Origin of the sequence: Pseudomonas guariconensis, assembly GCF_015680235.1 — a bacterium.
GTDB classification, from domain to species: Bacteria; Pseudomonadota; Gammaproteobacteria; order Pseudomonadales; family Pseudomonadaceae; genus Aquipseudomonas; species Aquipseudomonas guariconensis_A.
This window is the reverse complement of record NZ_JADLJL010000016.1, coordinates 40,247-50,748: the sequence shown is the minus strand read 5'-3', so window position 1 is coordinate 50,748 and position 10,502 is coordinate 40,247. Positions and strand designations below refer to the sequence as shown.

General features: G+C 62.5%; 10 protein-coding genes. 5 read left to right on the top strand and 5 right to left on the bottom strand.

The annotated features are described in order from the left end of the window. Positions 1-211: 211 nt before the first annotated feature. From tpx to ggt, 4 genes are all read right to left on the bottom strand, one after another. On the bottom strand, positions 212-712 hold the full coding sequence (gene tpx / locus IRZ56_RS13200) for a thiol peroxidase (protein ID WP_196145351.1): 501 nt from the start codon (positions 710-712) through the stop codon (positions 212-214). Positions 713-872: 160 nt separating this feature from the next. Then, positions 873-2,162 (bottom strand): serine/threonine transporter, encoded by a 1,290-nt coding sequence (locus IRZ56_RS13195; RefSeq protein WP_196145350.1) that lies wholly within the window; start codon positions 2,160-2,162, stop codon positions 873-875. A gap of 202 nt (positions 2,163-2,364) precedes the next feature. Continuing rightward, positions 2,365-3,246 (bottom strand): LysR substrate-binding domain-containing protein, encoded by an 882-nt coding sequence (locus tag IRZ56_RS13190; protein ID WP_196145349.1) that lies wholly within the window; start codon positions 3,244-3,246, stop codon positions 2,365-2,367. Between the two features lie 75 nt (positions 3,247-3,321). Beyond that, entirely contained in the window at positions 3,322-5,163 is a 1,842-nt protein-coding gene (gene ggt, locus IRZ56_RS13185) for a gamma-glutamyltransferase (protein ID WP_196145348.1), read from the bottom strand. A 149-nt stretch (positions 5,164-5,312) separates the two neighbouring features. Between ggt and IRZ56_RS13180 the strand changes: the two genes are divergently transcribed. From IRZ56_RS13180 to IRZ56_RS13170, 3 genes are all read left to right on the top strand, one after another. After that, complete coding sequence (locus IRZ56_RS13180) at positions 5,313-5,963, top strand: ankyrin repeat domain-containing protein (RefSeq protein ID WP_196145347.1); 651 nt, start codon at positions 5,313-5,315, stop codon at positions 5,961-5,963. A 170-nt stretch (positions 5,964-6,133) separates the two neighbouring features. Further along, complete coding sequence (locus tag IRZ56_RS13175) at positions 6,134-6,541, top strand: MerR family transcriptional regulator (protein ID WP_196145346.1); 408 nt, start codon at positions 6,134-6,136, stop codon at positions 6,539-6,541. A gap of 20 nt (positions 6,542-6,561) precedes the next feature. Beyond that, positions 6,562-7,461, top strand: a complete 900-nt coding sequence (locus IRZ56_RS13170) for a hydroxymethylglutaryl-CoA lyase (protein ID WP_196145345.1) — start codon at positions 6,562-6,564, stop codon at positions 7,459-7,461. 537 nt (positions 7,462-7,998) lie between these two features. Here IRZ56_RS13170 and IRZ56_RS13165 read toward each other — a convergent pair. Beyond that, positions 7,999-8,523, bottom strand: coding sequence for an MgtC/SapB family protein (locus IRZ56_RS13165; RefSeq protein ID WP_196145344.1), 525 nt, complete (start codon positions 8,521-8,523; stop codon positions 7,999-8,001). A gap of 194 nt (positions 8,524-8,717) precedes the next feature. Between IRZ56_RS13165 and IRZ56_RS13160 the strand changes: the two genes are divergently transcribed. Both IRZ56_RS13160 and mapR read left to right on the top strand, forming a co-directional pair. Beyond that, positions 8,718-8,957: a DUF3203 family protein gene (locus IRZ56_RS13160; RefSeq protein WP_196145343.1), complete on the top strand. Its 240-nt coding sequence runs from the start codon at positions 8,718-8,720 to the stop codon at positions 8,955-8,957. A 124-nt stretch (positions 8,958-9,081) separates the two neighbouring features. Continuing rightward, entirely contained in the window at positions 9,082-10,491 is a 1,410-nt protein-coding gene (mapR, locus tag IRZ56_RS13155) for a GntR family transcriptional regulator MpaR (protein ID WP_196145342.1), read from the top strand. Positions 10,492-10,502: the final 11 nt, after the last annotated feature.

Genomic DNA, 10,502 nt, shown 5'->3' with positions numbered 1-10,502 from the left:
GAACCTTTACCAGGCATTTACCTTCGCCTTACGTTGCCAAGATGCTGAACTTTAAATGAAAACGGCCTGGAAATCGTTCCAGGCCGTCTGTTTTGAATGCGTAGAGCCCTGCGAGAGCAACCCAGCCTTCGGGCTGCCCCCGTGGGAACGGCCTGATGGGCTGAGCTTCCCCGCGGAATCAACGATGGGGCGCGAAGCGCCCCTGCTGCGCTTACTTCAGGGCAGCCAGCGCCGCGTCGTAGTTCGGCTCGTCGGCGATTTCGCCAACCAGCTCGCTGTGCAGGACCTTGTCGTTCTCGTCCAGCACCACCACCGCACGGGCGGCCAGGCCAGCCAGCGGGCCGTCGGCGATGGCCACGCCATAGTTCTCCAGGAACTCACGACCACGCAGGGTCGACAGGTTCTGCACGTTTTCCAGGCCTTCGGCACCGCAGAAGCGGGCCTGGGCGAACGGCAGGTCGGCGGAGATGCACAGCACGACGGTGTTGGCCAGATCGTTGGCCTGGGCATTGAACTTGCGCACGGAAGTTGCGCAGGTCGGGGTGTCGACGCTTGGGAAAATGTTCAGCACCTTGCGCTTGCCGGCGTAGTCCTTCAGCGACTTGTCGGCCAGGCCATCACCCACCAGGGAAAAAGCCGGTGCCTGGGCGCCCGCCTGTGGCAGGTTGCCGTTGACCTGAACTGGGTTGCCTTTGAGGGTCACTTGAGCCATGACGAAATCCTTATACGGGGTTTGAAAAGGAGCCTGAGTTAAGCATGAAGGCGCGCAGGTGCCTATCGGAAAAGTTAAATCGTTCTATTTCCTGGATTTTTTTGTGGACAAAAAAATACCCAGACAGCAACAAACTGCCTGGGTATTTTTATTCGCAAGGTCAGCCCAACAGGCTGCTGACCACCGAATAGACCACCGAAGACATGGCGATCAGGCCAAGCACCACGACGAAGACGTTGGACATCGCGCCGCTGTACTTGCGCATCGAAGGCACACGGCGGATAGCGTACATCGGCATCAGGAACAGCAGCGCTGCGATGATCGGCCCACCCAGGGACTCGATCATGCCCAGGATGCTAGGGTTGAGCGTGGCGACGATCCAGCACACCACCAGCATCAGCGCGGCGACCATGCGATCCAGGGCCTTGGCACCGGGGCGCAGACCAGCCTTGGCGATGATGCCCTTGAGGCCCTCGCTGGCACCGATGTAGTGGCCCAGGAACGACTTGGCAATGGCGATGAAGGCGATCACCGGTGCCGCAAAGGCAATGGTCGGGTTGCTGAAGTGGTTGGCCAGGTACGACAGGATCGACAGGTTCTGCGCCTTGGCCTCGGCCAGCTGAGCGCTGCTGAGGGTCAGCACGCAACTGAAGACGAAGAACAGCACCATGGCCACCATCAGCAGGTGGGCACGGGCCAGAATCTGACCGCTGCGCTGGTCGGCATGTTCGCCGTAGCGGCGCTTCTGGTCGACCGCGAAGGCCGAGATGATCGGCGAGTGGTTGAAGGAGAACACCATCACCGGGATCGCCAGCCACAGGGTATGCAGGAAAGCCGAGCCGGTCGGCAGCACGGTGGCGCTGTCCAGGATGCCGCCGTTCCAGTGGGGTACCAGGTACAGGGCCAGCAACGCCAGGGCGACGATGAACGGGTACACCAGCAGGCTCATGACCTTGACCGTGGCCTGCTCGCCGCAGCGCACGATCGCCAACAGGCCCAGGATCAACACGAACGACAGGATCGCCCGCGGCGGCGGGGTCATGTGCAGTTGGTGCTCCATGAAGCTGCTGACCGTATTGGTCAGGGCCACACTGTAGATCAGCAGGATGGGGAAGATGGCGAAGAAGTACAGTACGGTGATCAAGGCGCCGGCCTTGAGCCCGAAGTGTTCTTCCACCACTTCGGTGATGTCGCCACTGCGCCCGGAAAGAACGAAGCGGGTCAGGCCACGGTGGGCGTAGTAGGTCATCGGGAAGGCCAGCACGGCCAGGATCAGCAGCGGCCAGAAACCGCCGAGGCCGGCATTGATCGGCAGGAACAAGGTCCCTGCACCGATCGCCGTGCCGAACAGGCCCAGCATCCAGGTGGTATCTTGTCGTGACCAGCTGCCAAGGGTGGCGGGGGTCGATTCTTCGAAGCGCTGTTCGACGCTTGGGGCCTGCTCATTCATTCCGGGTGCAACTCCACTCGCAAGACTGCAACAGGCTGAGAGTGGCGAAACACGGGGCTTCGCGCACCTCAACCGAAAAAGAGGGGCGCGATTGTGCGCCGATCAGGTTGCACTTGCATAGCCCTGACCGAGGAGCGGTTGCACCTTTTGTGTAAGAATTGCCTTAAAAAGCACCACCCAATGAACACAGAAAGTTGCACCTTCAGATTTCATGGGCCGCGAGAAGCTCCGTCAGTACGTCACCCAATGCCCGCACCATGGCATCCGCCGTGGGCCGGTGTACGACCACGATCTCGTAGCTGTCCACTTCCGGCAGCCCTTGCCCTGCTCCCAACACCCTGTGCTCGGCCGTCGCCGCGCGCGGCGGCAGCAGGCTGATGCCCATGCCATCGGCCACTGCAGCCTGTATCCCGCTCAGGCTGGAGCTGGTGAAACTGATGCGCCATCGCCGGCCCATCCCCTCGATGGCAGTGATCATGTCGTCCCGGTACAGCCCCCGGGGTGGGAACGTCACCAAGGGAATAGGGTCCAGCTCGAAGGCCGGGGTCCGCACGCTGTCGATCCACTGCAGGCGTTCCGGCCAGCAGGCCACGCCCTCGCGAGCGTTGCGGCGCTGCTTGAGCAGCACCAGGTCCAGCTCACCGTTGTCGTAGGCCTGGCTGAGGTCGCGGCACAGCCCGCTGGTCACTTCCAGCTTGACCTCAGGATGGCGTCGGCTGAATGCCGACAAGGCATTGGTGGTGCGCCCACCCACGAAGTCCTCGGGGACGCCTAGGCGCACCGTCACGCCCACCATGGCGCCAGCCAGGGCTTCGAGCATCTGGTCATTGAGCGCGAGCATGTGGCGGGCATAGCCGAGCAGTGTCTGCCCCGCATCGGTGGGCAGCACATCGCGGTTACCTCGCACCAACAGGCGATGGCCGACCATGTCTTCTAGCCGACGCACTTTCTGGCTGATGGTGGACTGAGTCGAGTGCAGGCGTGCCGCGGCGGTGGTGAAACTGCCGCAGTCGGCCACCACGACAATGGCACGCAACAGGTCCAGGTCGAACAGAGCCCTATTCGATTTAACGCTGATAGACATAGAGCTATTCAACTTATGAATGACAGGCCCGATTTCTAGCACGCCTACCCATGGCGGGCAACAGCGCCCAAAGGATCAGTCGCCCAGCGCCACCCCTTCGCGACGCGGGTCGGCGCCGGCCGACCAGCCATCGACCGTGCGTAGGATGACCTGGGTGCCGCTGGTCATCGTCATGGGCGTAACGTCGTGCCCGCGGAGCTCGAGTTCGTGCACCAACCCGGGGCTGACCAACCCGGCCTCTACCTCGGTGCCCAGGTTGCGGCTGCCGAAATTGGGCAGGTTGATGGCTTGCTGGGGGTCGAGCTGCCAATCCAGCAGGCCGATCAATGCCTTGTTCACGTAACCGATGATCTGCGAACCACCGGGCGAGCCGAGGCTGGCCACCAGCTCACCGCTCTGACGGGAAAACACCAAGGTTGGCGACATGGACGACAATGGCCGCTTGCCCGGCTCGACGCGATTAGCGACCAACCTGCCACCTTCGCTCGGCACAAAGGAGAAGTCGGTAAGGTGGTTGTTCAGAACGAACCCCTTGACGAACAGATGCGAGCCGAACGCGGCTTCCACCGAGGTGGTCATGGCGATGGCCCCACCCTGCTCGTCGACGGCCGAAACATGGGACGTGGCGATTCGCAACGGCGAGCGATCCGGGGCCAGCGACAGGTCCACGCCAGGCGGAGAACCGGCCGATGCGTGCTTCATGCTCTGCGCCCCGATCAACCTGGCGCGCTTGGCCAGGTAGGCCTTGTCGAGCAGGCCCTGGGTATTGACCGGAACATAGTCGCTGTCGCCCAGGTATTGGGCGCGGTCGGCGTAGGCCAGACGCTCTGCCTCGGCAATCAGGTGAACCGCCATGGGGGTCGGCTCCAGCCCCGCCACCGAGGGCACCGGCACGGGCGGCATGTTTGCAAGGTCCAGCCGAGGCGTCGCCGTTTGCACTGCTTCGAGGATGCCGAGGGTCTGCAGCACGGCGACCGCGCCGGAAGACGGCGGCGGCATGCCGCAGATACGCCAGGCTTTGTACGGGCCGCATAAGGCAGTACGCGATTTGGCTTGGTATTGCCGCAGATCTTCGAGCGACAGGTAGCCGGGATTGGCGTGATCACGCACAGCCGCCACCATCGCCTCTGCGATCTCCCCGGTGTAGAACCCATCAGGCCCCTGGGCTGCGATCAGTTCCAGTGTATGGGCAAGCTCGGGGTTCTTCAGCAGCGCGCCGACTGCCAGTGGCTTGCCCTGGGCATCAAGAAAATACCGGGCCATGCTCGGCGAATCGGCAATGAAGGCATCGGAGGCCAGCAATGCATGCAGGCGGCTGGAAACCGGAAAGCCCGTTCGTGCCAGCTCGATGGCCGGCGCGAACAGGTCGCGCCACGGCAACCGGCCATGCTGCTCATGGGCTAGCTTCAATGCTCGCAGCACACCCGGCACTGCGACCGAACGCCCGCCGATCTGGGCCTCTCTGAAGCCCATTGGTTTGCCGTTGGGCTTGAGGAACAGGTTTGGAGTAACACCACCCGGGGCGCTTTCGCGACCATCGAAAGCCTGCACGTGCCGGCCATCCCAATACAGGATGAACGCCCCGCCGCCGATACCGCTGGACTGCGGCTCGACCAGGGTGAGTACCGCCTGCATGGCGATGGCCGCATCGATGGCGCTGCCACCGGCCCGCAACATGGCCCGCCCCGCCTCGCTGGCCAGCGGGTTGGCCGCCGCCGCCATATGGCGGCTGGCATACGTAGGTACCAGGCCTGCGCGATAGCCGGATGCAAGTTCCGGTGCAGGTGGCAGGGAGGGCTGCCCTGCCCGTCCGCCCAAGCCGCAACCGGTCAGGGCCAGGAAGCCGCAGAGGATAAGCAACAGTGTGTGCGAAGGCCTTTTCAAGCGTGACGTCCTGTAATCCGATGGGCAATGCATGCCAAAAACAGCGATTTTAGTCGAGCCTGCGTAAAAAACCGCAAAACGACTCGCATCAACAAATGCACTGCATGCCATGCGGATAATTAACTTCCAAGCCTGTAGGTGGTTTTCCTAGGATGAAAGCCGGTCAATCAGGAGCCCAGCCCATGCGCTTGCCATTCGCCACTGCACTGTTCGCCTTGTTCACCAGCTTTGCCGTCCACGCCGAGACCTCTGCCATGGATATCCGATTGCTCGATGCCGCCCAACGTGGCGATGCCACCGCTGTACGCCAATTGCTCGACCAAGGGGCCGCCGTGGATGCCCGCGACAGCCAGGACCGCACGGCCCTTTTGGTCGCCACCCACGCCAACCGTGTGGAGGCGGCAAAGGTACTGATCGAGGCCGGTGCCGACGTCAACGCCAAGGACCACATCCAGGACAGCCCTTACCTGTATGCCGGTGCCCGCGGCCTGAACGACATCCTGCGCCTGACCCTGGATCACGGGGCCGACCTCAAGAGCACCAACCGCTACGGCGGCACGGCATTGATTCCCGCTGCCGAGCGCGGGCATGTCGAGACCGTGCAGATGCTGATCGATGCCGGTGTCGACGTGGACCACCTCAACCGGCTGCACTGGACCGCCCTGCTCGAAGCGGTGATTCTCGGCGACGGCGGACCACGTCATGTGGAGATCGTGCGTCGTCTGCTGGCGGCCGGAGCGGACCCGACGATCGCCGACAAGGATGGCGTGACGGCGCTGGAACATGCGCGCCAGCGTGGTTATCGGGAGATGGTGTCCCTGCTGGATAGATAGTATTCCCCCCGCACCTGGAGCGGGCTTGCCCCGCGAACAAGGGCGAAGCCCTTGCCAGGCGACGGTGATATCTGGTCCGGCCCAATCGCGGGACAAGCCCGGGACGGCTCGCTTGACGTAAACGTCAACCTGCCTTTAGCTTACGGCTATTCACTCTTCCGAGCCCGAGCATGAGCAGCCAGACCTACAGCATCTCCGACCTGTCCCGCGAACTGGACATCACCACCCGTGCGATCCGCTTCTACGAGGAACAAGGCCTGCTCAGCCCTGAGCGCAGAGGGCTGGAGCGCATCTATTCAGCGCGTGACAAGGTCACCCTGAAGCTGATCCTGCGCGGCAAGCGCATCGGTTTTTCCCTGGCCGAGTGTCGCGAGCTGATCGAGCTGTACGACCCCAGCGGCGGCAACCTCAAGCAACTGACCAGCATGCTCGCCAAGATCGCCGAACGTCGTGCCCAGCTGGAACAGCAGATGCTCGACATCCAACAAATGCACCTGGAGCTGGATACCGCCCAGGAGCGCTGTGAACAGGCCCTGGCCGCCACCCTGAACAAACAGAACCACAACAACAGCCATTGATCCGCCACGGGAATCCCACCATGTCATTGCCCCAGAAAGTCCGCCTGGTCGAAGTCGGCCCACGCGACGGCCTGCAGAACGAAGCCCAGCCCATCAGCGTCGCCGACAAGGTTCGCCTGGTGGACGACCTGACCGATGCTGGGTTGTCCTATATCGAAGTGGGCAGTTTCGTCTCGCCCAAGTGGGTGCCGCAGATGGCCGGCTCGGCCGAGGTATTCGCCGCGATCAGGCAGCGTGCAGGGGTGACCTATGCCGCGCTCGCACCCAACCTGCGAGGGTTCGAAGATGCCCTGGCAGCCGGCGTCAAGGAGGTAGCGGTATTTGCGGCCGCCTCCGAGGCGTTCTCCCAACGCAACATCAACTGCTCGATCAGCGACAGCCTCAAGCGCTTCGAGCCGATCATGGACGCAGCGCGCAACCACGGGGTACGCGTGCGCGGCTATGTCTCTTGCGTGCTGGGCTGCCCCTATGAAGGCAAGGTCAGTGCCGAGCAGGTCGCCCCAGTGGCACGAGCACTCCACGAGATGGGCTGCTACGAGGTTTCCCTGGGCGATACCATCGGCACGGGTACCGCTGGCGACACCCGCCGGTTGTTCGAGGTGGTTTCGGCCCAAGTGCCGCGCGAACAGCTGGCCGGGCATTTCCACGATACTTATGGCCAGGCCCTGGCCAATGTCTATGCCAGCCTGCTCGAAGGCATCCAGGTATTCGACAGCTCGGTCGCGGGGCTGGGCGGCTGCCCCTATGCCAAGGGCGCTACCGGCAACATCGCCACCGAGGACGTGGTGTATCTGATGCAGGGCCTTGGCATCGAGACTGGCATCGACCTTGCGCAACTGATCGCTGCCGGGCAGCGTATCAGCACAGTCCTGGGCCGCGACAATGGGTCGCGGGTGGCGCGTGCCCGTAGCGCACAATAGGTCATCGAGGTGTCACATTCGTGTGGGTGAAGTGTTACCTCCCCCACGTTTGCCAGCGAAAAATCGGGTAACAGGGAAACAAATCGGCATATTTTCGGGTGCCCTGATTTTTTCATTTTCGCCTAAGCAATTGATTTTAAAGGGTTTTAAAAAGTTGGCACGCCATCTGCTTTATCTCTGGCATAACAAGAACAAAAACGTGACACCCAATAAAAACAACAGGTAACGGCTCTGACATAACAAGAACAACACGGCAGAGGCGTAGCAAGCAGATTTTTTTGGAGTAAACACGCTTTTCAGGGGTTCGCCCCGCGGTCTGGCACAGAACAATAAAACTACCTTCAGGTAGCGGGCAGCCAGGATCGGATCAGCAATGATGAAGGCAGGTCGGCGCTCAAAAAAATACGTTTGCTCTTGTGCCCCGAGTGGGGGCCACCCGCAGTACAGAGGCGAAGGCTGACAAAAACAACAACAGGCCAGTCTCCAATAATAAAAAAGAGCAAGCAACAACGCTTATGAGGGGAGCTTCGGCTCCCCTCAGTGCTTCCTGTCATCCCCCTCCTGCTTCTCCTCCTCGCCCTCGATCTTCTCCACCAGCACAGGCATGCTGCCCAGCACCAACAGCGCCAGCACCGTGCTGATCACTGCCGTGGCCTCGCGTCCCATGCCAGCGGCGGTACCGATGGCAGCGGTCATCCACAACCCGGCGGCGGTGGTCAGGCCTTTCACATGGCTGGTGTCCGTGCCGTTTCCCTTGAGAATGGTACCGGCACCGAGAAAGCCGATGCCCGCGACGATACCCTGGATCACCCGGCTCAATGCCTGCTCGTCCGCCCCGGCCATGCTAGGCGCCAGCACGAACAGCGCTGCCCCCAGGGAGACCAGCATATGCGTGCGCACGCCGGCCGATTTGCCCTTGTGCTCACGCTCGAAACCCAGCACCGCGCCCAGAAGCGCCGCCATGATCAGGCGCACCAGAACCTGAGTAACCTCGCGCTCATCGGCGATATCCGCGAATTCGGCCTGTATGGCCTGCCATATCGTGTGCCACCAGGGTTCCATGCTATGCCTCCCAGGTTCTGCAACGCCCCAACAGGGGCAGCCCAGCGCAACGCGTGCCAGGCGCCTGCCGCTGCGCTCACAACGATGGACCGTTGCGCCTGCTCGGAGTGCGATCGGCCCCGCCGAGCGGAACGATGCAGCAACCGCGAACCTGGCGCGGTCACAACCGATGACCGCCATAAGAGGAATTCGCCATGCCCATTGAAATCGATGAAACCACCCGCCGCTGCACGCTGATCGGCGAGGACCTGCGCATCGAGGCCGAAGGCCCGGACATCGAGATCATTACCGACGAACAGCTGCGCATGTCCGTGGCGCTGCTCGCCGGCCAACGCGTCCCCATCACCGAGGCCGAAGCCGACGCGCTTACCGTGGCCGGTGCGATAGATAGCCGCAGACACCTGAAGAGCAGTGCGCCAGGCTCCGTTATCTAGGGGCTGTGTGACAATCCACGGCCATCTGATACGGTTTTTATCGCGTTACCTGAGACTGTGCTGAAAACAGCTCACGTCTCATAGTGGGCCCCTATACTGATGTGTCACTGCCTGCCGAGCCACGATGAAACGCTACGAACGATTCGCCGACGACATTGCCGAACTGATCCGCTCCGGCGTGCTCGCCCCCGGCCAGCGGGTACCCTCGGTGCGCTACGCGAGCCAGACCCACGGCGTAAGCCCGTCCACGGTGTTCCAGGCCTACTACCTGCTCGAGCGTCGCGGCTTGATCCGTGCCCGGCCGCGCTCGGGCTATTTCGTCAATGCCCATGCGCCACGCCAGTTCAGCGAGCCCCTGAGTCAGGCATCGGTCAGCGAGTCCACCGATGTGGATGTCAGTGCGTTGGTGTTTTCCATCCTCGACTCGATCAAGGACCCGCACACCGTGCCGTTCGGGTCGGCCTTCCCCAGCCCCGAGCTGTTCCCGCTGCAACGCCTGTCGCGCTCCCTGGCCAGTGCCAGCCGCACCATGGACCCGCACATGGTGGTCACCGACCTGTCACCGGGCAACCCGCAGTTGCGTCGGCAGATCGCCCTGCGCTACATGGTCGGCGGCCTGATGTTACCGATGGAGGAACTACTGATCACCAACGGCGCGCTGGAAGCGCTGAACCTTTGTTTGCAGGCGGTGACCCAGCCCGGCGACCTGGTGGCCATCGAAGCCCCGGCTTTCTATGCCTGCCTGCAGGTCCTGGAACGGCTCAAGCTCAAAGCCGTGGAGATTCCGGTCCATCCACGCGAAGGCATGGACCTGGGAGCGTTGGCACAGACTCTGGACAAACATCCGATCAAGGCCGTGTGGTGCATGACCAACTTCCAGAACCCGGTGGGAGCCAGCATGCCCGAAGCGAAGAAGCAGGCGCTGGTCGACCTGTTGCGCCGCCACCAGGTGCCACTGATCGAGGATGATGTCTACGCCGAACTCTATTACTCGCAGCAAGCGCCCAAGCCGGCCAAGGCGTACGACACCGACGGGCTGGTGATGCATTGCGGCTCATTTTCCAAGAGCCTGGCACCAGGCTACCGCATCGGCTGGGTGGCGGCCGGGCGCTTCGCTCAGAAGATCGAACGGCTCAAGCTGATGACCTCGTTGTGTGCCTCGATGCCGGCCCAGGCGGCCATTGCCGATTACCTGCAGCACGGCGGCTACGACCGGCATTTGCGCAAGCTCCGCTATGCCCTGGAGGGCCAGCAACTGAGCATGCTCGCCGCAATCGCCCGGCACTTCCCGGCCCAGACACGGGTCAGCCACCCCACCGGCGGTTACTTCCTGTGGTTGGAACTGCCCGAGCAGATGGACGCCCTCAAGCTGTTCCACTTGGCCCTGGCCCAGGGCATCAGCATTGCCCCAGGGCCGATCTTCTCGCCGACCCGACGCTTTGGAAATTGCATTCGCCTGAACTATGGCAGCCCTTGGCACGACACGGCAGAACAGGCCATGGAGACGCTGGGGAAAATCATCAGGTCATTCTGACCGACCTGCCA

Coding starts and splice junctions, on each gene's coding strand:
- tpx (WP_196145351.1), bottom strand. CDS start 712: ATGGCTCAAGTGACCCTCAAAGGCAACCCAGTTCAGGTCAACGGCAAC.
- ggt (WP_196145348.1), bottom strand. CDS start 5,163: ATGCATTGCCCATCGGATTACAGGACGTCACGCTTGAAAAGGCCTTCG.
- IRZ56_RS13180 (WP_196145347.1), top strand. CDS start 5,313: ATGCGCTTGCCATTCGCCACTGCACTGTTCGCCTTGTTCACCAGCTTT.
- IRZ56_RS13170 (WP_196145345.1), top strand. CDS start 6,562: ATGTCATTGCCCCAGAAAGTCCGCCTGGTCGAAGTCGGCCCACGCGAC.
- IRZ56_RS13165 (WP_196145344.1), bottom strand. CDS start 8,523: ATGGAACCCTGGTGGCACACGATATGGCAGGCCATACAGGCCGAATTC.
- IRZ56_RS13190 (WP_196145349.1), bottom strand. CDS start 3,246: ATGTCTATCAGCGTTAAATCGAATAGGGCTCTGTTCGACCTGGACCTG.
- IRZ56_RS13160 (WP_196145343.1), top strand. CDS start 8,718: ATGCCCATTGAAATCGATGAAACCACCCGCCGCTGCACGCTGATCGGC.
- IRZ56_RS13175 (WP_196145346.1), top strand. CDS start 6,134: ATGAGCAGCCAGACCTACAGCATCTCCGACCTGTCCCGCGAACTGGAC.
- IRZ56_RS13195 (WP_196145350.1), bottom strand. CDS start 2,162: ATGAATGAGCAGGCCCCAAGCGTCGAACAGCGCTTCGAAGAATCGACC.
- mapR (WP_196145342.1), top strand. CDS start 9,082: ATGAAACGCTACGAACGATTCGCCGACGACATTGCCGAACTGATCCGC.